Here is a 21,549-nt window from a genome sequence, read left to right as displayed (position 1 = left end):
CCATGAAAAAAATAGCATTAGCGGTATTAAGCCTAGGTCTACTTCTAAGTGGATGTAGTACAGGTATAAAAAAAGAAGAAAAAGTTGTTGAAAAATCGGGTAAATCAAAAGAACAAGCGATTGTTCCGAAATATTCTATTTCTGAGGATTATTACAAAACAACGGTGCCATTTGATCCAGGTTCTGCACGTGGCTTAGTTGTACAAGGATTAAATAGCCGTCTGGATATAGATGAATTTGAAACAGGACTAATGCGTATTGCGAAAGAATCGTTTAGTACGAAGGATTATCTATTTAAAGGTGGTAGCTCTTTAGATAAAGAAACGGTTCAAATGCTTGTAAAGAGAAAGCGTACAGATGCGGAGCAAAAAGAGTTAGAAGAGAAACTGAAAAAAGACGCAGTGAAATTCCCTAATATTGGATTGAATCCGGCGTTACAAGAAGGTTCAGAATCATTAGAGGTTCGAAACAAAAAAACACCAATGTATCTTTCTAATATTTTAGAGCACGATTATTATGTACGAAAAGGTGAAAAAGAAGTTGAACTTGGTGGAGTTGTTATTGGTTTAGCAATGAATTCGGTTCATTATTATACTGAGGAACATGGGTATCCACGTGAGGTAGAAATTTCAGAAAAAGAAATGTTAGATCAAGGTAAGTCTATGGCACAAGAAATTTTAACATTATTGCAAAAGAAAGATCCAAAATTAAAAAATGTTCCCATTACATTTGCGATTTATCGCCAAGGATCAAAATCGACACTTGTACCAGGAAAATTTGTATCTTATGCTCAAATAGATAAAGGCAGTGACAAAGTAGGAGATTGGAAAGCAATTAATGAAAAATATTACTTGTTCCCTTCTGAATCAGCTAAAACGGATGTGCGTGAAGATTACGCAATTGTAGAAAACTTTAAAGCAAAACTGAGTGAGTTTTTCAAAGGTGACTACACAGCTATTGTTGGTACAGGATTTTATAAAGATGATCAATTAAAAGAAATGAAACTTGAAATCCCTGTTCAGTTTAATGGAAAAGCAGAAGTGATTGGATTTACACAATTTGTTGCTGGACAAGTTATGCAATACTTCCCGAATTATGTGAAAGTACAGGTGACAATTAAATCTGTTGAACGACCAGAAGCGATTATTATCCGTGAGGCGAAGCAGGATGAACCATTTGTGAAAATTTTAGATTAAGAAAAAAGCTGTTCCTTTCTGGAACGGCTTTTTTTCTTCTGTAATTTTGTTATAATTTCTAATGTTGTGAACAAAAAGGGGTAAGGAGAAAAGACATGGATGAGTTAAGCTTACAGATTATTGTATTACTCGTTGCTTTTGGTTTTTTGGCTGCATTTATTGATTCAGTTGTTGGAGGAGGAGGGCTCATTTCACTTCCAGCACTTATGTTTGTGGGCTTATCGCCTGCATCGGCAATTGCAACAAATAAGCTGGCTGCAACGATGGGGACTTTTACAAGTGCTATTTATTTTATTCGTTCAGGAAAGGTTAATTTTCGTATAGTAGGAAAATTAATCCCATTAACTATTGTGGGTGCGATAGCTGGAGCTTTAGTTGTGAAATTTATTCCACCCGATATTTTACGGCCGCTTGTACTTATTATGTTGGTATTTATTGCAATTTATATTATTGTAAAAAAAGATTGGGGAAGTACGTCCACTTATAAAAAGATGACGAAAGGAAAAGCATTAATGTTTTTCTTTGTTATTTTAAGTTTAGGATTTTATGATGGATTTTTTGGTCCCGGGACAGGTTCATTTTTAATTTTTGCATTTTTATTAATTGGTTTGGACTTTATTCAAGCTGCTGCATCTGGAAAACTTTTGAATTTCGTTAGTAACATTGTATCTTTAATCACATTTCTATTTTTAGATGTCATTCATTTTGAATACGGTATTATTATGGGGTTATCAATGATTTTAGGGGCTTATCTAGGATCAAAGTTTGCAGTACAAAAAGGTGTTGGATATGTGCGGACTTTATTTTTATTGGTGACAATTTTATTAATTGGGAAAAATGTTTTGGAATATGTTCATATTATTTAGCTTCATACATAACGTATGAAGCTTTTCTTTTTTTATTATATTTTAAAAATTAATTAATTTTAAAAATATAAGTCTAGGAATATTTGAATAAATCTAAATTATCGTGTAGAATAATGTTGTAAAATGTAAACGTTTTTCTAAGGGGAGGCTAAAAAGAATGGTAGTAGCATACAAGCATGAGCCATTTACAGATTTTTCAGTAGAGGCTAACAAGTTAGCGTTTGAAGAAGGTTTAAAGAAAGTAGAATCTTATCTTGGACAAGACTATCCATTAATTATCGGGGGAGAAAAGATCACTACAGACGAGAAAATCGTTTCTGTAAACCCTGCAAATAAAGAAGAAGTTGTGGGCAGTGTTTCAAAAGCAAGCCGTGAATTAGCTGAAAAAGCAATGCAAGTGGCGGATGAAACATTCCAAACTTGGAGAAAGTCAAAACCAGAAATGCGTGCAGACATTTTATTCCGTGCTGCAGCAATTGTTCGTCGTAGAAAGCATGAGTTCTCTGCTATTCTTGTAAAAGAAGCAGGTAAACCATGGAATGAGGCAGATGCTGATACAGCAGAAGCAATCGACTTTATGGAATATTATGGTCGTCAAATGTTAAAATTAAAAGACGGTATTCCAGTAGAAAGCCGTCCAATTGAATATAATCGTTTCTCTTACATTCCATTAGGAGTAGGTGTTATCATTTCTCCTTGGAACTTCCCATTCGCAATTATGGCAGGTATGACAACAGCTGCAGTAGTTTCTGGTAACACAGTATTACTAAAACCAGCTAGTACAACACCTGTAGTGGCAGCGAAATTTATGGAAGTATTAGAAGAAGCAGGCTTACCGGCAGGCGTTGTAAACTTCATCCCTGGTAGCGGATCTGAAGTTGGTGACTACTTAGTAGACCACCCTCGTACACGTTTCATTAGCTTCACTGGATCACGCGATGTAGGTATTCGTATTTACGAACGCGCAGCAAAAGTAAATCCAGGCCAAATTTGGTTAAAACGTGTTATCGCTGAAATGGGCGGTAAAGATACAATCGTTGTTGATAAAGAAGCAGATCTTGAATTAGCTGCTAAGTCTATCGTTGCATCTGCATTTGGATTCTCAGGACAAAAATGTTCTGCTTGTTCTCGTGCAGTAATCCATGAAGATGTATACGATTATGTATTAAACCGTGCTGTTGAATTAACGAAAGAATTAACTGTAGGTAACCCAGCTGAAAAAGACATGAACATGGGACCAGTTAATGACCAAGCTGCATTTGATAAAGTAATGAGCTATGTTGCAATTGGTAAAGAAGAAGGTAAAGTAGTAGCAGGTGGCGAAGGAGACGACTCTAAAGGCTGGTTCATCCAACCAACAATCGTTGCTGACGTTGCAGAAGACGCTCGTTTAATGAAAGAAGAAATCTTCGGACCAGTAGTAGCATTCTGTAAAGCGAAAGACTTTGATCATGCGCTTGCAATTGCAAATAACACAGAATACGGTTTAACAGGAGCTGTTGTTTCTAATAACCGTGAACATATCGAAAAAGCACGTGAAGACTTCCACGTTGGTAACTTATACTTCAACCGTGGATGTACTGGTGCAATCGTAGGTTACCAACCATTTGGTGGTTTTAACATGTCTGGTACAGACTCTAAAGCTGGTGGACCTGACTATATCGCACTTCACATGCAAGGAAAAACTACTTCTGAAACTTTATAAGAAATAGATGAAAAGGCCTTCCTGTAATAGGGAAGGCCTTTTTCATGTAAGAAAGATTCTGATTGGAAAACTGCTACCTTGCTTAAATACAATATAAAAGAGTGAAAAGAAACAAAAGCACCAGAAAAATTGATTCATTCGTCATATTTTTCTGTATTAATTTTTTGAATTTCCTGTATAATACAATTTGAAAGAAAATCTATGGTTAGACAAGAGGACACTACTTTCGGTTTTGCTCACTGAAAGTAGTGTTTTTGTATTTTTCAGAAAAAACATTGTAACAAATTATGGTAAATGATAAAATGAAACATGAAAGATTGGGAGAAAAATAAGTAGCTATTGAACAGTACTATATAATATATGGTACTGAATAATAAAAGCTATATGAACAGGGATGTATGGAATTTAATTTTTAACGATTTTATAGAAAGAAATACGACGAAGGAAGTGTTATTTTATGAAAAAGATTGTTCTTATCGCATTATCGTTGTTAGTTATTGGGGGCATTGGTGTTGGGGCAATGACTGTTTTCGGTGTAGCTTTTAATAAAACTGAAATTCATAAAAAAGAAACGGTGGCTGTTGAAAAAATTGATGAAATTGAAATAAAGACTTCTGCCGCAGATGTTGAAATTATTACAGTTGATTCAAAAGATATCGAAGTGTTACTGGATGGAGAAATAAGTAAAGAGCTAGTAGATGAATATAAATTTGATGTAAAAAAAGAAAACAATAGATTAAATATTAAATTTAGTAAAAATCAGAATTATGTTGGATGGGGAATTGGAACTGCCGCAGATGTAAACTTACAAGTTAAAGTTCCAAAGAAAATATATGACACTGTCAAAGTAACCACATCATCAGGAGATTTTGTTGCAAAAGAAATTGAAACAAAGGTAGCGGAGATAAATACTTCTTCTGGGGATGTATCATTATCACATTCTAAGGTAAATGAAAAATTAACAGCTAAAACATCTAGTGGAAAGATTAAGACAGATAAAAGTGAAATCGAAGTAGCAAAATTGAACACACGTAGCGGAAAAATTAGAGTAGAAGGTTTACATTCTAAAGAATTAGCAGCTAATACATCATCGGGTGATATTGAATATAATGATCGTAGTTTGCGGGGGGAAGTAGAGTGTAATACATCAAGCGGTGATGTTAAGATGCAATTTGATACATTTCCTGAATCTTTAAGAGTTGAGTTTGATGGAAGTTCAGGTAAAGCGGATATAAATGTTGCTGGTCTGCTATATGAAGAGAAATCAAAGAATCAGTTGGTTGGAGTAAAAGGTACAGGGGAAAATAAGGTGAAAGTAAAAACAAGTTCGGGAGATTTCAAGTTACGGTAACCTTTGAATAACAGCATAAAAAATCATGTCTCTGTCTGTGAGAGACATGATTTTTGTTTCAGATGGAGTTTCTAAAACTGAAGAATTCTTCTGTATTCATGACATCTGCATATACGTCATTCAAACTTGCTAAAATTGTATTATGGATATAAACAGCAGGAATCGTAGCGTTTTTAAAGATGAGATCTTTTGTTGCGCATGCATCATGTACAACAGTACAACGAAAACCGAAATCAAAAGCAGCTCTTACTGTAGCATCAATACACATATGAGTCATCATCCCGCATATAATAACATGTTCAATTTCTAAGTTTTGCAATTGCTCTAATAGGTCCGTTTCCCGAAAACCGTTTGGATAGTGTTTGAGAATAACAGTTTCATTTTTTAAGGGGCGAACATTTTCATGAATGTGGACTCCTTCTGTGTCAGGGAGAAAAAAAGTAGCATTTTCTTGAATAGATACATGTTGGATATGAAAAATAGGTTGATTCATTTCTCGAAAATGCCGAAGTAGTTGACTTGCATACTCGCTAGCTTCCATGGTGCCACGTAGTTCCATTTTACCATTTGGAAAATAGTCATTTTGAATATCAACGAGTAAAAGGGCTGTTTTCATATAATCGATCGTCCTCCGTTTTTATTTCGTATTCATGTAATGTTATTCAATTAACAGAGGAGATTTTCCTTTTAGAAAGACTTTCTTATTGCATTTAAAAATTTTAATAAAAAGATAATTGGTATATTTTAGGGTTTTTATATTGACCCTCGCTTTTCAGAGTTTTATAGTAAGACGTAATTAAGTGACAATTAAATCGATACACTCTTATCCAGAGAGGTGGAGGGACTGGCCCTGTGATATCTCAGCAACGGGTTTTTTAATACCGTGCTAATTCCAAGCAAGCTCTTAAAGGCTTGGAAGATGAGGAGATGTGAATGAGTATATAAGTGCTCTTCTTCTTATTTTTATTACAGATATGAAGAAGAGCACTTTTTATTTGATTTCAAGGCTCTGTTTCAAATTGTTACAGCGTGTAAAAACTTAAAAAAATCGTAAAATAATATCGGGTTTAACGAACTAACCAGTAGGAACCCCTTCGCTGTTAGCTCGTTCAACATATATCATACCTAACAGACGATACCCTAATTTTGTACCTTCCAATTCTGTGTAATAAAAGATTCAATGTCTGTTAGGTAGAGTGAAAAGGCCAGGAGTTTTCCTGGTTTTTTAATTTGATTAAGTAAGGAAGCTAGCTGAAAATAAGGTGATCCAGATCATAATAGGATAGGAGAGTAAACTAAAAAATAGTGTGAGAGCCAGTTTCTTTTTATTGATTAATAATTTTACTAGTGAGAATGCATAGAGGGAAAACAGTACAATTATAAATGCTGATATTGCCCCAGGATTGTAAGAACGATAAACGAAAAATAAAACAATATGTTGAACAGCGTTAAAGAAAATAGCTCCTTGTATGAAAATAATCCAGTAAACAGACGATATAATATGAATTTGGTATAGGGTAATGAAGAGTAGAACAATGGTCGTTAATATACAAATCGCTATTACAAACTGCTTATTGCTTATGAAATGAATTGAGAATTGATTGGCAAGATACTGAGGTATTTTAATAGATTCTTCAAGGTTATGAATGAAAAATAATAAGGGAATAAACCAAACAATAATATTGGTAGATATATGTTTAATTTTAGGTGTTTTAATCAAATAAATCATCTCCAGGTAAAGAAATAGAAAGCCCGTAAGGAAAGGGCCCCCTATGCTCTTATAGTTATTCAATCGTAATGCTTTTTAAGTTTACTTCTGCAGGCTGTTTTTCTTCCTGTATACAAGCGGAAAGCTCTTCTTGCAAAATATGAATCATCTTTTTAGCTTGCTGTCCGATAGGAGTAGGTAATTCATTGATGATACACATCCCAACCTTTAATTTTGTTTGAATGACTGTTCTTAGCAAATCCTCATGCATGAACAACGCCTCCAAATCGAATGATTAGCACATCCCCTTCAAATTTTGCACCTTGAACGGATAAATGCGTTAATGTTTTTGGTAATGTAATATTTCGTTTGACAGAACCGGCGCGAATGATGAGTTCATCACCTTTTTGATTTAAAGAGAGTTCACTTTTATCTGAGAATGGAATAGAGAGAACAAAAATATATTCATCACCATCTTTTTTTACATATTGTGTACGCCCGTTGAATTTTACAGCGGTTGGTTCTACATCATCTTTGAATAGAGCAGCTCCTACACGCTCTAGCATAGGTAATCCAACTACTTCTTGTTCAAACATTGGAGCTTCATAAATAGGAAGTGGTTGGAAGCTATCTTGAATTAATGCTTTATATTTTTTCTGCGCGTCTTTCCATGCTTGGAAGTAGGAGTCGGTAACGGTATCAGGGATGACGCGGTTAATCATGATCGCATCCACGTTATAATCATATAAATTCAAATAGGTGAAGCTACGCTGCGCTTCTTTAATAACCATTTTTTCTGGATTTACAACAACGCGAATACTTGTCACTTCACGGTTAGATAAAATATCCCGCATTTCTCCAAGGTGTTCAAGTGTATTTGTTAATTCATCCATAATATCATCAGTAGGAAGTGGGACTCCTAGAAGTGGTTGTGCAACAGGTCGGACAACTTTTAAAACTTTTCTTTTAATCGGAAAGAGTTTTTCCATCCACCAGCCGAGCATATCAGGAAAGCTTAGCATGGCGAGAGTTTCTCCGGTTGGTGCGCAATCAATAATGATGACATCATATGTTTTCTGTTTATAGTAATCGAGTACACGAAGTAAACTAATTAAGTCCTCCATGCCAGGAAACATCGTTAATTCCTCTGTTGTAATATCATCAGCAGCTTTTGATGTGAATAGCAATGTAATATACTTTTGTAATTTCCCCCAGCCTTTTTCCATTTCATAAATTGTATTGATTTCTTGTGCCCATAAATTTTCACGAATTTCTAGTGGCTCAGAAGATAATTTTATGCCAAAGGAATCTCCTAAGCTATGAGCTGGATCAGTGCTCATTACTAATGTTTTTAATCCTTGTTTTGCACTTTGAAGTGCTGTTGCTGCTGAAATGCTAGTTTTTCCTACGCCGCCTTTACCTGTATACAAAATAATTCTCATATTTATATCCCCTTTGTTTCGGTTATCGAATATTACGAGTGTCGAAATATATGTTTGAATAAAAACCCATAAAGGGCATTATTCAATCGGGATGTTCTTCATCTTAGGTGTAGGAAGCTTTTCGACTTGCTTTTGTTGTGACGTAGCGATGTGATTCATAATCTTTTGGAAGATTTGTAGTAAAAATGTTTTTTCTTCTTCTGATAATGCTTCCGTCACAAGGTTAAAGTAATGAGCCGCATTTTGTTTTACTTCTTGAACGAGTTGTACGCCAGTTTCGGTTAAGCGAATTAGTACAATGCGTCGATCATTTTCGTTCCGATAGCGCTCAATATATCCTTTTTTCACAAGCCGGTTAACGACACCTGTCGTTGTGCTCATTGGAATATCGAGAAGCTCCGTAATTTTCGTCATTGTAATATCTGTATTTCGCTCCATCCATAACAGACAGAATACTTCTGTTTTAGAAAGTGATAAATCAAGGCTCACCCATTCTTCTGGGTAGAAAAGCTTCTTGGCATTATCTAGCAGTAAATCTAAAAAATGTTCATATTGCAACAATTATTTCCACTCCCGTATATTTCGAGGTTCGTAATATTTATTTCTATTGTATGTATGTTTGAAATAAATGTCAAACAATTATGATTTGTTTTTTTAGATTAGATAAAAAATAAATTTTATATTAGAAAATTTATGTAATAGAGTACTAAGTAGATAAACATATTTTACATAAAAATCCATAATAGTAATATACTTATCTATTATGGAGGTACAGCTACAAGGGGGAGAACCATGAGGAGAAGAAATACCCAAGCGTTCACATTTTTAGCATGGACTTCATTTGTTTGTGCGCTTTCTGGTATGTTAATTGGTATTTATACATTAGATGAAAAACTTAGCGTAAAAGGATACTATTTAATAGGTACATTATTTTTAACAATGTCCTGTTTTGTACTGCAAAAAACAATTCGTGATAATGAAGAAGATAACGAGCGTTTACCGAAAAAAGAACCACTAGATAAAGAATAAATTGAGAGGAAAGGCAGAAGCCTTTCTTTTTTTATGTAAAAATGCTGTAAGTACCGTGTGTTGACTTGCTTGAAGTACTGAAAATTTGGTATCATCAATAGTATTGTAGATTGAACGATATATTATGGAGGTGGCCTAGCCGTGTCAAGAATTTCCGTTGAGAATGTAAAGCATGTAGCGCATTTAGCACGTCTTGCAATTACAGATCAAGAAGCAGAAAAATTTCAAAAGCAACTCGATGCAATTGTTACATTTGCAGAGCAGTTAAATGAATTAGATACAACAGGTGTTAAACCAACAACTCATGTATTAGATATGAAAAATATTATGCGTGAAGATGTACCAGAAAAAGGTTTACCAGTTGAAGAAGTATTAAAAAATGCACCGGATCACAAAGATAATCAAATCCGTGTTCCAGCAGTATTAGAATAGAGGAGGGGAATTTCGATGTCATTATTTGATCATTCTGTATCAGAGTTACATAAGAAGTTAAACAACAAAGAAATTTCCGTTACGGATTTAGTAGAAGAATCATACAAACGTATTGCGGATGTAGAAGATAACGTAAAAGCTTTTCTTACATTAGATGAAGAAAATGCACGCGCGAAAGCGAAGGAATTAGATGCGAAAATTGGTGCTGAAGATAACGGTTTACTATTCGGTATGCCAATCGGTGTGAAAGACAACATTGTAACAAACGGCCTTCGTACAACTTGTGCGAGCAAAATATTAGCAAACTTTGATCCAATTTATGATGCGACAGTTGTGCAAAAGCTGAAAGCTGCTGACACAATTACAATCGGTAAATTAAACATGGACGAGTTTGCAATGGGGTCTTCAAATGAAAACTCTGGTTTCTATGCTACGAAAAACCCATGGAATTTAGATTATGTTCCGGGCGGATCTAGTGGTGGTTCTGCAGCGGCAGTAGCGGCAGGAGAAGTATTATTCTCTTTAGGTTCTGATACGGGTGGTTCAATCCGTCAACCAGCTGCATATTGCGGTGTTGTTGGTTTAAAACCAACTTACGGACGTGTATCTCGCTTTGGTTTAGTTGCATTTGCATCTTCTCTTGACCAAATCGGACCAATTACACGTACAGTAGAAGACAATGCATACCTATTACAAGCGATTTCGGGTGTTGACCGCATGGATACAACTTCTGCAAATGTTGAAGTTGGCAACTACTTAGCTGGTTTAACAGGTGATGTAAAAGGTTTACGTATCGCTGTACCAAAAGAATACTTAGGAGAAGGTGTTGGCGAAGAAGCTCGTGAGTCAGTATTAGCTGCGTTAAAAGTATTAGAAGGTATGGGGGCAACTTGGGAAGAAGTATCTCTTCCGCACTCTAAATATGCTTTAGCAACGTATTACTTAATTTCTTCTTCAGAGGCGTCTGCTAACCTTTCACGCTTTGATGGCGTACGCTATGGCGTTCGTTCTGACAATGTGAGTAACTTAATGGACCTTTACAAAAACACGCGTAGCGAAGGCTTCGGTGATGAAGTGAAACGTCGTATCATGCTCGGTACATTTGCGCTTAGCTCTGGTTACTATGATGCATATTACAAAAAAGCACAACAAGTACGTACATTAATTAAAAATGACTTTGAAAATGTATTTGCTAACTATGACGTTATTATTGGACCAACAACGCCAACTCCAGCATTCAAAGTAGGCGAAAAAGTAGATGATCCAATGACAATGTACGCAAACGACATTTTAACAATTCCAGTGAACTTAGCAGGTGTTCCGGCGATTTCTGTTCCATGTGGATTCGGTGCGAACAACATGCCACTTGGTTTACAAATTATCGGTAAACACTTCGATGAAGCAACAATTTATCGCGTTGCACATGCGTTTGAGCAAGCAACAGATTATCATACAAAAAAAGCAAGTCTGTAGGAGGCGAGCATAGATGAATTTAGAAACAATTATCGGTTTAGAGGTTCACGTTGAGTTAAAAACGAATTCGAAAATTTTCTCTGCGAGTCCAACAGAATTCGGAGCGGATCCAAATACACAAACAAGTGTAATTGACTTAGGATATCCTGGGGTGCTTCCAACTCTAAATAAAGAAGCAGTTAACTTTGCAATGAAAGCTGCAATGGCATTAAACTGTGAAATCGCAACAGAAACAAAGTTTGATCGTAAAAACTATTTCTATCCAGATAATCCGAAAGCATACCAAATTTCTCAATATGATAAACCAATTGGGGAAAATGGTTGGATTGAAATTGAAGTAGATGGCAAAAAGAAACGCATCGGTATTACACGTCTTCACCTAGAAGAAGATGCAGGTAAATCAACGCATACAAGTGAAGGTTCATTAGTGGATTATAATCGTCAAGGTATGCCATTAATCGAAATCGTATCTGAGCCAGATATGCGTACGCCAGAAGAAGCATATGCATACTTAGAAAAATTAAAATCTATCATTCAATATACAGGTGTATCTGACTGTAAGATGGAAGAGGGGTCTCTTCGCTGTGATGCGAACATTTCCCTTCGTCCAGTAGGACAAGAGAAGTTCGGTACAAAAGCAGAGCTGAAAAACTTAAACTCTTTCACTTATGTACAAAAAGGTCTTGAGCATGAACAAGTACGCCAAGAAAAAGAATTATTATCTGGTGGCATCATTCAACAAGAAACACGTCGTTATGATGAAGCAACAAAGAAAACAATTTTAATGCGTGTAAAAGAAGGATCTGACGATTACCGTTACTTCCCAGAGCCAGACTTAGTTGAACTTTACATCGATGATGAGTGGAAAGAACGCGTTCGCGCTTCTATTCCAGAACTTCCAGATGCTCGTAAAGTACGCTATGTTGAAGAACTTGGTTTACCAGCTTATGATGCACACGTATTAACATTAACAAAAGAGATGTCTGATTTCTTTGAAGCAACAATTGTAGACGGTGCAGACGCGAAATTAACATCAAACTGGTTAATGGGTGAAGTACTTGCATACTTAAATAAACAACAAAAAGAATTAAAAGACGTAGCATTAACGCCAGCTGGTCTATCTAAAATGGTTCAATTAATTGAAAAAGGTACAATTTCGTCTAAAATTGCGAAAAAAGTATTTAACGAATTAATTGAAAAAGGTGGAGACCCAGAAGAAATCGTTAAAGCAAAAGGTCTTGTTCAAATTTCTGACGAAGGTACACTTCGTAAGGTCGTAACAGAAATTCTTGATAATAACGAACAATCTATTGAAGACTTTAAAAACGGTAAAGACCGTGCAATTGGCTTCTTAGTGGGTCAAATTATGAAGGCGACAAAAGGACAAGCAAACCCACCACTTGTTAATAAAATCTTGTTAGAAGAAATCAACAAGCGATAATAAAGAAAAGTGGAACTGGATAGCCTAGCTTATGAAGTTAAGCGGTTATCAAATAGTAAAGATTAATCAGAGAAAGCACCCATATTTGGGTGTTTTTTCTGAGTTAATCAAACGTTTGTTTAAATTAAGAAATTATTTAAACAAACGTTTGATTAACTAACAAAAGTGAGAAAATGTTTGTATAGCAACTATGGTATGATAGTTGCAAAAAGGTGGGAATAATGATAAATCTAGACATAGAGAGTTTTTTCATCTCGTGAAATAATAGATAATTGTTATCCCCTGTTTTGTATGTAAGAAACAGAAAGTACTATGAATGGTGAAATGATATATATTACTTAGTTCAATAAAGCAAAGCTTTCATTAGTAGGTTGTTCTTTATATTTTGCTGATGTAAAGCGGTATGAACCTGGGTCCTTATTTGTCCTTTTAAATGGGCTAAAGGAAGGATATGGAGATGAGAGGAGGTAGGCATAGGAACGCTGAATAAAGATTCGGTATATTCTTTTTCTGTGAATGGTGAATGAGAAATTTCCTGTGCTAATGAATGATGAAGCGAGCAAGAATAATTTATAACCCTACTTCTGGCCGTGAGTTATTTAAAAAGAACTTACCAGAAGTATTACAAAAATTAGAACAAGCTGGATATGAAACATCTTGTCATGCGACAACGGGTCCTGGAGATGCGACTGTGGCAGCGAGGCAAGCGGCAAATCGTAAATTTGATGTTGTCATTGCAGCTGGTGGTGACGGGACGTTAAATGAAGTGGTGAATGGTTTAGTAGGGAATGAATATCGTCCGAAATTCGGAATCATTCCAGTTGGGACAACAAATGATTTTGCACGTGCAATCGGTGTACCGCGTTCTATTGAAGAGGCGGCAGATATTATTTGTGAAGGTAAGACTGTTCCATTAGACCTTGGTAGAGCGAACGATACATATTTTATTAACATTGCTGGCGGCGGACGTATTACAGAATTAACATACGAAGTACCAAGTAAGCTGAAAACAGTACTAGGACAGCTTGCCTATTATTTAAAAGGTATCGAAATGCTGCCGTCATTACATCCAACATACGTTGAAATCGAGTATGATGGAAAGCTATTGCAAGAAGAGATTACGATGTTTTTAATTACGAATACCCGTTCAGTTGGTGGTTTTGAAAAGGTTGCACCATATGCATCTATTAACGATGGTTTATTTGACCTATTAGTGCTGAAGAAGGGTTCTATTGCTGATTTGATTAAAGCAGCAACACAAGCACAGCGCGGTGAGCATATTAATAATCCAAAAGTTTTATATACGCAGGCAAATCGTATTAAGGTTCATTCGCCGGATAAATTAATGATTAATTTAGATGGTGAATATGGCGGAGATGCGCCAATGGAATTTGAAAATATATATCATTGTCTTGAACTATTTGTTCCAGAACATAAAGAGGATACCTTATAAAGGTATCCTTTTTTATTTATATATATAGGAACGTGTCGATGGAATCGTGTCATTAATTCCTTTTGTAAATTGGGAGTTGGTTTGATTTTCAATGTATTTTTACAATGCGTTCATCTTATATCCACATTTACTTGCTACACTGAATGTGAGAAGGGAAGAAAGGTAGGGTGTGTTATGGAGAAGATAAAGGCAATACTCTTTGATAAAGATGGAACATTAATGGATTTTCATTCGATTTGGATTAAAGTTGCAGAAGAACTTGTAGCTGAACTTATAGAACTACATCAATTACCTCAATCATTACAGTTAACCATTTTGGAAGAAATTGGTGTTAAAGGGGCGTTTGTTCATCCAAGTAGTGTATTAGCAGCAGGAACAAGCCTCGATATAGCGAAAATTTGTTGTAAGTATATACCGTCTGTTAAAGAGAGTGATATGCATCACTGGATAAGTGGAAAACTATTTACTCTTATGTACGAACATCGTTCACATATGAGAATGACAGCAGATTTACCAAGGGTTTTACAAACATTGAAAGATAAAGGTTTCATTTTAGGAGTGGTGACAGCTGATGATTTTGCACCGACAGAATTATTTTTAAAGCAGTATCGATTGGAATCTTTCTTTGATTGTATTGTAACTGCAGATACATTTCCGGCACAAAAACCAGATAAACAAATTGTAGAAGCACTTTGCGAGAAGTTTAGCTTGGATTCATCGGAAGTAGCGGTAGTTGGTGATACACCGACCGATTTACATTTAGCGAAAAATAGTGGCGGTTGTTATGCAATTGGTGTTCTTTCTGGGACGGGGGATCGACAAACATTAGCACCACTTGCCGATGTTGTACTAGATTCTGTAGGGGATCTTATTTCTAGCTCTGGTGAATTTATTTGGGAACAAAGGAAGTCTAATGTATAAATAAAATAAGTCTATAGAGACTCATAACAAGTCTTTACAGACTTATTTTTTATGTCGAAATACTAGGAATGTTAGAACAACACTACATTTGTAAATTGGCATACATCTTGCAATATAGAAAAAGAAAATCGTAGCATAGAAAAGGATGGGAGAAACGATGAATACAAAATTCGCTAAAGTAAATGAACAAATTCCAGGACCAAAGGCAGCTTCTTTATTAGAACGCCGTCAAAATATCGTACCAAGGGGCGTGAGTAATGGGATTTCAACATTCGTACAGTCAGCCGATGGTGCGCTTGTAACAGATGTAGATGGAAATCAATTTATCGATTTTGCAGGAGCAATTGGAACGATTAACGTAGGACATTGTCACCCTGCTGTGAAAGAGGCGCTTCATAAACAAGTAGATCAATATATTCATACTGGATTTAATGTAATGATGTATGAGCCATATATTGAATTAGCAGAGAAGCTTGCTGCATTAGCTCCTGGAAAATTTGAAAAACAAGTATTATTTTTAAATAGCGGTGCTGAAGCAGTTGAAAATGCTGTGAAAATTGCTCGTAAATATACGAAAAGACCTGGCATTATTGCGTTTTCAAAAGGATTTCATGGTCGTACATTGATGACAATGACGATGACAAGTAAAGTAAAGCCATATAAATTCGGATTTGGTCCATTTGCACCGGAAGTATATAAAGCACCATTTCCATATGAATACCGTCGTCCAGAAGGTTTAACAGACGAACAATACGATAACTTTATTATTGAAGAATTTAAGAATTTTTTAATATCAGAAGTTGCACCAGAAAGTATAGCAGCTGTTGTGATGGAACCAGTCCAAGGTGAAGGGGGTTTTATCATTCCAAGTAAAAAGTTTGTACAAGAAGTACGTCGTCTTTGCTCCGAACATGGTATTTTATTTGTAGCTGATGAAATTCAAACAGGATTTAGCCGTACAGGAAAATACTTTGCAATTGATCATTATGATGTAGTTCCAGATTTAATTACTGTTTCAAAATCATTAGGGGCAGGAGTACCGATTAGTGGCGTTATTGGCCGAAAAGAAGTTATGAATGAATCAGCACCAGGGGAACTTGGTGGAACATACGCTGGAAGTCCATTAGGCTGCGCTGCGGCATTAGCTGTTTTGGATATTATAGAGAAAGAAAAATTAAATGATCGAGCTGTACATGTAGGAAAAGTTGTGATGGATCGATTTGAAGCAATGAAGAAAAAATATAATTGTATTGGTGATGTGCGTGGCTTAGGAGCAATGTGTGCGTTCGAACTTGTTAAAGATCGTACAACGAAAGAAGCGGATAAAGCATTAACAGCAAAGTTATGCGCTGAAGCAAATAAACGTGGATTGCTCTTATTATCTGCTGGAACGTATGGGAATGTAGTTCGTGTATTAATGCCACTTGTCATTACAGATGAGCAGCTAGAAGAGGGGCTTACAATTATTGAAGATTCCCTGCAAGCTTGTTATGAGCAAGCGGATATAGCTCGTGTGTAAATAATAGAATGCAAATTGAAAAAACGGCATAAAACCTTTCTTTTTTTAGGTGGAGAGAGCATCCGTCCATGCATAGAAGTGGTCAGACTCTCTTCCAGCCTCATGCAAAGTTAAAACAAAGAGAGGAAACGACCATAGATTACCGTTTGTTCTTTATAGTAGCGCCGTATATGTCGGAAAATCAAAATGGATATATATAACATATTTGTGACCGTTCTAGTTTACTTTGTTGAATATACAGAAAATTCCCTTAAATATAGGTTTCATTTTATAATGAAATGTAAGAGATAATAAAGTGAAGCAATGTACTTGAATTTGAGGAGTGGCTGGAATGGTTGCAGAAAAGGAACGAGCATTTATGGATTTAAAAGATGTATTTGAATATGCATTTGATGAGATTTTTGTTACGGATGAGGAAGGAACTGTTGTCCGTGTAAATAGTACATGCGAAAGACACTATCAATTATCTGCTGAGGAGTTAGTAGGTAAGCATGTAAAAGAACTACAAAAAGAAGGGATCTTTTATCCATCTGCAACATTAGAAGTAATTGAGAAGAAAAAGCCAATTGAACTTGTTCAGACAACAAAATCAGGAGAGTATTTACACGTTCGTACAAGGCCTGTGTTTGATGAACAAGGGAATTTGCGAAGGGTAATTAGTTATTCTCGTGATCTCACTGAACTCTACCAATTACGAAAAAAGGTCGAAGAGATGGATAATCAGTTAAAGACATATAAAAAAGAGTTAAGAGAAACGTATGAATATGAGGGGCTTATTTTTAAAAGTGTAGCTATGCAAAAAATAGTTACAACAATCAAAAAAGTCTCTGTGGTAGATAGTACGGTTCTTATTTTAGGCGAGACTGGTGTAGGGAAAAGTAGATTAGTGCGTCATTTGCATGAAGTGAGTCATCGTAAAAATGAAATGTTTTATGAAATTAATTGTGCGGCATTGCCGACAAATTTAATCGAATCGGAACTGTTTGGCTATTCAGGTGGTTCATTTACAGGTGCAAACCGCGAAGGAAAAAAAGGGATTTTAGAGCTAGCTCATAAAGGAACTCTTTTCTTAGACGAGATTGGTGAAATGCCACTTGAAATTCAGGCGAAACTGTTACAAGTATTACAAGAAAAAACATTCCGCTCAGTAGGAGGTAGGGAACTAAAAAAAGTAGATGTTCGTATTGTAGCAGCTACGAATAGAGATTTGGCTGAAATGGTGAAACAAGGTACTTTCCGAAAAGATTTATACTATCGTTTAAATGTAATACCGATTCATATCCCTCCACTTCGTGAAAGAACGGAAGATATTTTACCTTTAGTCTATCATTACTTACATCACTTTAACGAGAAGTATGGACGTGATGTAAAATTGGCCCCTAGTACTTTACAAATGTTTGTAGGGTACCCTTGGGAAGGGAATAATAGAGAAATAGAAAATGTGATTGAAAGAATTGTCATTACTGCAGATAACATTGTAACGATTGAAGACTTACCATTATCTATGCATGGATCAACAGTTGAACAGTCCGGTCAAAGCCTCTATAAAATGTTGGAAGAAGTAGAACGGAATATTATCCTTAAAGCGTATAAAACATATGGATCAAGCTATAAAGTAGCAGAGTTTTTGAAAATAAGCCAGTCTGCAGCGACGAGGAAAATTAAGAGGTTTATAGGAGAGGAATTTATATAAATACAAATTGAAAAAATGATATAGAACCTTTCTTTTTAGGGGGGAGAGGGCATCCGTCCATGCATAGAAACTGTCCCATTCCAAGTGAAAATAAAGAGAGAAAACGAGTGAAGGCTATTTCTTTGTTCGAATGCTTTTTTGAAAGTATGATAGAAATATAGAAGAAAATGAAGTGAATATAAAGGAGGAAGAAAACGTTGGATAAGAAAGCGACTTATATAAATTTAGAACAGAAAGCAATGTATATAAATGGGGAATGGATCGGGCTACAGGAACAAATTGAAATTAATAATCCTGCGACGCAGGAAGTATTTGCAACTGTTCCAAAAGGCGGGGTCATTGAGGCGAAGCAAGCGGTAGATGCTGCACATGAAGCTTTTAAATCTTGGTCAAAATTAACTGCAGCTGACCGTGCGCAAAAATTAAAAAAGTGGTTTGCACTAATTGATGAAAATAAAGAAGAAATCGCAGCAATTATGACGAAAGAGCAAGGGAAGCCATTTGCAGAAGCACTTGGTGAAGTGAATTATGCGAATAGTTTTGTAGAATGGTATGCAGAAGAAGGAAAGCGAGTATATGGTGAGATGATTCCAGCTTCTCATCCAGATAAACGCATCTTAGTAATAAAACAGCCTGTTGGTGTTATTGCAGCAATTACACCGTGGAATTTTCCAGCTGCTATGATTACAAGAAAAGTAGCTCCAGCGCTTGCAGCAGGTTGCACAGCAGTTGTAAAGCCTGCAAGTCAAACGCCGTTAACAGCATTAAAATTAGCTGAACTTGCACATGAGGCTGATATTCCAAAAGGCGTTTTAAACATTGTAACAGGTAGTGCAAAGGCTATCGCTGATACGTGGATGAATGATGGACGTGTGAGAAAGGTTTCGTTTACGGGATCAACTGAAATCGGAAAAGAATTAATGTGTGGTGCAGCGAAAACAATGAAAAAAGTGTCACTTGAATTAGGGGGGCATGCTCCGTTTATTGTGATGAATGATGCGGATTTAGATAAAGCTGTAGAAGCGGTAATTGGTTCGAAATTCCGTAATGCTGGTCAAACATGCATATGTACAAATCGCGTATTTGTACAAGAAGCGGTATATGGAGAATTTGCAGAGAAGTTTCAAAAAGCAGTAGGTCAGCTTAAGGTAGGAGATGGATTTGGAGAAGGTACGACTGTAGGGCCGCTTATTGATGCGAATGCAGTAGAAAAAGTAAAGGAACATATAGAAGATGCTATCCAAAAAGGCGGCGAAATCCTTTATGGAGGACAAACAATTGCAGAATTAAATGGTCACTTTATTGAACCAACTGTAATTGGAGGAGCAAACGATACAATGTTATGTATGAATGAGGAAACATTTGGACCAGTTGCGCCTGTTGCAAAATTTGAAACGGTTGAAGAAGTAATTGAACGAGCTAATAATACTCCGTATGGTTTAGCTGCATATGTATTTACAAAAGATATTAGTCAAGCATTTCAAATTAGTGAAGCATTAGAATATGGCATTATCGGTTTAAATGATGGCCTTCCATCAGTTGCACAAGCTCCGTTTGGCGGATATAAAGAAAGTGGTATTGGCCGTGAAGGGGGTCATTTTGGAATTGACGAATATTTAGAAATTAAATACATTTCTTTAGGACTATAATAAAGTAAAAAAAGGTTGTTTTCTAAAATGAAAACAACCTTTTTATTATGTGAGGATAAATTAATATAAAAGAATAAGTTTACATGAGTGCTTTCAATAGATCTGTTACTAATGGAATCACTTTACCAACGAATGTTAAAATCGCAATTGCTGTTGGCATGAAAACTCCTCCTTTTATTTTGAATATTATAATAACAAAACTTTATACATTGATTATATTAAGGCAGTATACTAAAAAGTGAAAAGAGCCTTTTTCTAGGAAAATGGCTCTTTTCATTAAATAATTTGTATTCTTAGAATGCCCAGTTACCTTTACGGAAAATTGGTTCATGTGTTCCATCAGCTGTAATACCATCAATATCAAGCTCTGCTGAACCAATCATAAAGTCTTCGTGTGTAATACTAGAGTTTGCTCCATTTTCTGCAAGCTCTTCTTTTGTCATCGTTTTACCACCATCTAAGTTAAATGCATAAGCATTCCCAATTGCTAAATGGCAAGATGCATTTTCATCAAATAGCGTATTATAGAATAAAATGTTTGTATTAGAAATCGGTGAATCATGAGGTACTAATGCGACTTCTCCTAAGAAGTGAGAGCCTTCATCTGTTTCTACTAAATGTTTTAGTGCTTCTTCGCCAACATCAGCTTTGTAGTCAACAATGCGACCATTTTCGAATGTTAGTGTAAAGTTATCGATGATGTTACCTGCAAATACTAATGGTTTTGTGCTCGATACTTGACCGTTTACACCTGTTTTTAATGGCATAGTAAAGACTTCTTCTGTCGGAATGTTAGCCATAAATGGTATATTCTTTTCATTTAAGCTACCAGCGCCAGCCCATACATGTTTTTCTGGAAGTTCAATTGTTAAATCTGTTCCAGGACCTGTATAGTGAAGAGCTTTATAATGTTTTTCGTTTAAGTAGTCTACTTTTGTATGTAATGTTTCATCATGTTCTTTCCATGCTTCAACAGGATTTTCTAAATCTGCACGAGTTGCTTGGAAAATTGCATCCCATAGCTTTTCTTGTTGCTCTTCTGGTGCTACATCAGGGAATACTTTTGCAGCCCATTCTCTCGTAGGAACAGAGATTACGCACCAGCTTACTTTATCTGCTTGTACATAATCACGGTATACCTTCATTGCTTCTCCAGCAACCTTATGAGCACTTGCAATTCGTTTTGCATCTACACCTTTTAATAAATCTGGATTTTCTGCATAGATAGACATAAATGCAGCGCCTTCTTTTGCCAATTCTTCACGTGCATGTGCCTTCCAAGCAGGGAATTCTGAGAATGCTTCTTCAGGAGCTAAATCAAATTTTAAACGTGTTAATACCTCATCGTTCCAATCTACATATACATGCTTTGCGCCTGATTTATATGCTTTTTCTGTAACAAGACGGACAAATGGAGCTGCCTCAAGTGGCGCATTAATAGATAATGTTTGTCCAGGCTGAATATTAACACCGACATTTACTGCAAGAGCAGCATACTTTTCTAATGATTGTTCAAATGACATAGGTATAATCCCCTTTATTCAAAAGATTTCTTATATACATAATACAAGAAAATTTAAAAAATATAAACGGTGCCTCAATTATATTAATCTTAATTTCGTATTTTGACGATGTGTTGTGAGAAAATGGGCAATTGATTGAGTAGAATAA

The 21,549-nt window shown here is 35.8% G+C and carries 19 protein-coding genes and 1 riboswitch; of the genes, 13 read left to right on the top strand and 6 right to left on the bottom strand.

Features of this window, described 5'->3' with window-relative positions; genetic code table 11:
• Nucleotides 1–2: 2 nt before the first annotated feature.
• The 4 genes from C568_RS0121040 (at nt 3) to C568_RS0121025 (ending at nt 5,118) form a co-directional block, all read left to right on the top strand.
• On the top strand, nt 3–1,196 hold the full coding sequence (locus tag C568_RS0121040) for a CamS family sex pheromone protein (RefSeq protein ID WP_006093217.1): 1,194 nt from the start codon (nt 3–5) through the stop codon (nt 1,194–1,196).
• Nucleotides 1,197–1,291: 95 nt separating this feature from the next.
• On the top strand, nt 1,292–2,062 hold the full coding sequence (locus tag C568_RS0121035; protein ID WP_018782636.1) for a TSUP family transporter: 771 nt from the start codon (nt 1,292–1,294) through the stop codon (nt 2,060–2,062).
• Nucleotides 2,063–2,219: 157 nt separating this feature from the next.
• Nucleotides 2,220–3,767, top strand: a complete 1,548-nt coding sequence (gene pruA, locus C568_RS0121030; protein WP_018766483.1) for an L-glutamate gamma-semialdehyde dehydrogenase — start codon at nt 2,220–2,222, stop codon at nt 3,765–3,767.
• Nucleotides 3,768–4,224: 457 nt separating this feature from the next.
• The gene (locus tag C568_RS0121025; protein WP_006093222.1) at nt 4,225–5,118 is read left to right on the top strand and encodes a DUF4097 family beta strand repeat-containing protein; all 894 of its coding nucleotides are present in this window, start codon (nt 4,225–4,227) and stop codon (nt 5,116–5,118) included.
• Nucleotides 5,119–5,176: 58 nt separating this feature from the next.
• On the opposite strand, the gene C568_RS0121020 is transcribed toward C568_RS0121025, so the two are convergent.
• The 5 genes from C568_RS0121020 to C568_RS0121000 form a co-directional block, all read right to left on the bottom strand.
• Nucleotides 5,177–5,734: a cysteine hydrolase family protein gene (locus C568_RS0121020; RefSeq protein ID WP_018782635.1), complete on the bottom strand. Its 558-nt coding sequence runs from the start codon at nt 5,732–5,734 to the stop codon at nt 5,177–5,179.
• A 204-nt stretch (nt 5,735–5,938) separates the two neighbouring features.
• A riboswitch (SAM riboswitch) is annotated at nt 5,939–6,044 on the top strand.
• A 308-nt stretch (nt 6,045–6,352) separates the two neighbouring features.
• Nucleotides 6,353–6,838 (bottom strand): HXXEE domain-containing protein, encoded by a 486-nt coding sequence (locus tag C568_RS0121015; RefSeq protein WP_018766486.1) that lies wholly within the window; start codon nt 6,836–6,838, stop codon nt 6,353–6,355.
• Nucleotides 6,839–6,902: 64 nt separating this feature from the next.
• Entirely contained in the window at nt 6,903–7,097 is a 195-nt protein-coding gene (locus C568_RS0121010; RefSeq protein WP_018782634.1) for a DUF3926 domain-containing protein, read from the bottom strand.
• A complete protein-coding gene (locus C568_RS0121005; RefSeq protein ID WP_018782633.1) occupies nt 7,090–8,268 on the bottom strand; it encodes an ArsA family ATPase in 1,179 nt (392 codons plus the stop codon). The genes C568_RS0121010 and C568_RS0121005 overlap by 8 nt, the downstream gene beginning before the upstream one ends.
• Nucleotides 8,269–8,346: 78 nt before the next feature.
• Nucleotides 8,347–8,829 carry a MarR family winged helix-turn-helix transcriptional regulator gene (locus tag C568_RS0121000; protein ID WP_018782632.1) on the bottom strand — a complete coding sequence of 161 codons (483 nt, stop codon included), beginning with the start codon at nt 8,827–8,829 and terminating at the stop codon, nt 8,347–8,349.
• 231 nt (nt 8,830–9,060) lie between these two features.
• On the opposite strand from C568_RS0121000, the gene C568_RS0120995 reads away from it, so the two are divergent.
• The 9 genes from C568_RS0120995 to C568_RS0120955 all read left to right on the top strand — a co-directional run bounded on the left by C568_RS0120995 (nt 9,061) and on the right by C568_RS0120955 (nt 19,878).
• The gene (locus C568_RS0120995) at nt 9,061–9,297 is read left to right on the top strand and encodes a YiaA/YiaB family inner membrane protein (RefSeq protein WP_018782631.1); all 237 of its coding nucleotides are present in this window, start codon (nt 9,061–9,063) and stop codon (nt 9,295–9,297) included.
• Nucleotides 9,298–9,438: 141 nt separating this feature from the next.
• Nucleotides 9,439–9,729 carry an Asp-tRNA(Asn)/Glu-tRNA(Gln) amidotransferase subunit GatC gene (gatC, locus tag C568_RS0120990; RefSeq protein WP_003194647.1) on the top strand — a complete coding sequence of 97 codons (291 nt, stop codon included), beginning with the start codon at nt 9,439–9,441 and terminating at the stop codon, nt 9,727–9,729.
• A 15-nt stretch (nt 9,730–9,744) separates the two neighbouring features.
• The gene (gatA, locus tag C568_RS0120985) at nt 9,745–11,202 is read left to right on the top strand and encodes an Asp-tRNA(Asn)/Glu-tRNA(Gln) amidotransferase subunit GatA (RefSeq protein ID WP_006093232.1); all 1,458 of its coding nucleotides are present in this window, start codon (nt 9,745–9,747) and stop codon (nt 11,200–11,202) included.
• Between the two features lie 13 nt (nt 11,203–11,215).
• Nucleotides 11,216–12,643 carry an Asp-tRNA(Asn)/Glu-tRNA(Gln) amidotransferase subunit GatB gene (gene gatB, locus C568_RS0120980; protein WP_006093233.1) on the top strand — a complete coding sequence of 476 codons (1,428 nt, stop codon included), beginning with the start codon at nt 11,216–11,218 and terminating at the stop codon, nt 12,641–12,643.
• Nucleotides 12,644–13,190: 547 nt separating this feature from the next.
• Nucleotides 13,191–14,096, top strand: a complete 906-nt coding sequence (locus tag C568_RS0120975) for a diacylglycerol kinase (protein WP_029427566.1) — start codon at nt 13,191–13,193, stop codon at nt 14,094–14,096.
• Nucleotides 14,097–14,270: 174 nt separating this feature from the next.
• The gene (locus C568_RS0120970) at nt 14,271–15,017 is read left to right on the top strand and encodes an HAD family hydrolase (protein ID WP_018782629.1); all 747 of its coding nucleotides are present in this window, start codon (nt 14,271–14,273) and stop codon (nt 15,015–15,017) included.
• Nucleotides 15,018–15,174: 157 nt separating this feature from the next.
• Nucleotides 15,175–16,536, top strand: coding sequence for a 4-aminobutyrate--2-oxoglutarate transaminase (gene gabT, locus C568_RS0120965; protein WP_018782628.1), 1,362 nt, complete (start codon nt 15,175–15,177; stop codon nt 16,534–16,536).
• 331 nt (nt 16,537–16,867) lie between these two features.
• Nucleotides 16,868–18,229 carry a sigma-54 interaction domain-containing protein gene (locus tag C568_RS0120960; protein ID WP_018782627.1) on the top strand — a complete coding sequence of 454 codons (1,362 nt, stop codon included), beginning with the start codon at nt 16,868–16,870 and terminating at the stop codon, nt 18,227–18,229.
• A gap of 197 nt (nt 18,230–18,426) precedes the next feature.
• On the top strand, nt 18,427–19,878 hold the full coding sequence (locus C568_RS0120955; RefSeq protein WP_003194659.1) for an NAD-dependent succinate-semialdehyde dehydrogenase: 1,452 nt from the start codon (nt 18,427–18,429) through the stop codon (nt 19,876–19,878).
• A 293-nt stretch (nt 19,879–20,171) separates the two neighbouring features.
• Here the strand turns inward: C568_RS0120955 and C568_RS0120945 are convergent, their stop codons facing one another.
• A complete protein-coding gene (locus tag C568_RS0120945) occupies nt 20,172–21,401 on the bottom strand; it encodes an aminopeptidase (RefSeq protein WP_018782626.1) in 1,230 nt (409 codons plus the stop codon).
• Nucleotides 21,402–21,549 lie beyond the last annotated feature (148 nt).

Origin of the sequence: Bacillus sp. 95MFCvi2.1, assembly GCF_000374965.1 — a bacterium.
GTDB lineage: Bacteria > Bacillota > Bacilli > Bacillales > Bacillaceae_G > Bacillus_A > Bacillus_A pseudomycoides.
This window is presented reverse-complemented; position numbering and strand designations above follow the sequence as displayed.

Bases quoted from the DNA above. Each gene is read 5' to 3' on its own strand.
- C568_RS0121040 (WP_006093217.1), top strand. From the start codon at position 3: ATGAAAAAAATAGCATTAGCGGTATTAAGCCTAGGTCTACTTCTAAGT.
- C568_RS0121035 (WP_018782636.1), top strand. From the start codon at position 1,292: ATGGATGAGTTAAGCTTACAGATTATTGTATTACTCGTTGCTTTTGGT.
- pruA (WP_018766483.1), top strand. From the start codon at position 2,220: ATGGTAGTAGCATACAAGCATGAGCCATTTACAGATTTTTCAGTAGAG.
- C568_RS0121025 (WP_006093222.1), top strand. From the start codon at position 4,225: ATGAAAAAGATTGTTCTTATCGCATTATCGTTGTTAGTTATTGGGGGC.
- C568_RS0121020 (WP_018782635.1), bottom strand. From the start codon at position 5,734: ATGAAAACAGCCCTTTTACTCGTTGATATTCAAAATGACTATTTTCCA.
- C568_RS0121010 (WP_018782634.1), bottom strand. From the start codon at position 7,097: ATGCATGAGGATTTGCTAAGAACAGTCATTCAAACAAAATTAAAGGTT.
- C568_RS0121005 (WP_018782633.1), bottom strand. From the start codon at position 8,268: ATGAGAATTATTTTGTATACAGGTAAAGGCGGCGTAGGAAAAACTAGC.
- C568_RS0120995 (WP_018782631.1), top strand. From the start codon at position 9,061: ATGAGGAGAAGAAATACCCAAGCGTTCACATTTTTAGCATGGACTTCA.
- gatA (WP_006093232.1), top strand. From the start codon at position 9,745: ATGTCATTATTTGATCATTCTGTATCAGAGTTACATAAGAAGTTAAAC.
- gatB (WP_006093233.1), top strand. From the start codon at position 11,216: ATGAATTTAGAAACAATTATCGGTTTAGAGGTTCACGTTGAGTTAAAA.
- C568_RS0120975 (WP_029427566.1), top strand. From the start codon at position 13,191: ATGATGAAGCGAGCAAGAATAATTTATAACCCTACTTCTGGCCGTGAG.
- C568_RS0120970 (WP_018782629.1), top strand. From the start codon at position 14,271: ATGGAGAAGATAAAGGCAATACTCTTTGATAAAGATGGAACATTAATG.
- gabT (WP_018782628.1), top strand. From the start codon at position 15,175: ATGAATACAAAATTCGCTAAAGTAAATGAACAAATTCCAGGACCAAAG.
- C568_RS0120960 (WP_018782627.1), top strand. From the start codon at position 16,868: ATGGTTGCAGAAAAGGAACGAGCATTTATGGATTTAAAAGATGTATTT.
- C568_RS0120945 (WP_018782626.1), bottom strand. From the start codon at position 21,401: ATGTCATTTGAACAATCATTAGAAAAGTATGCTGCTCTTGCAGTAAAT.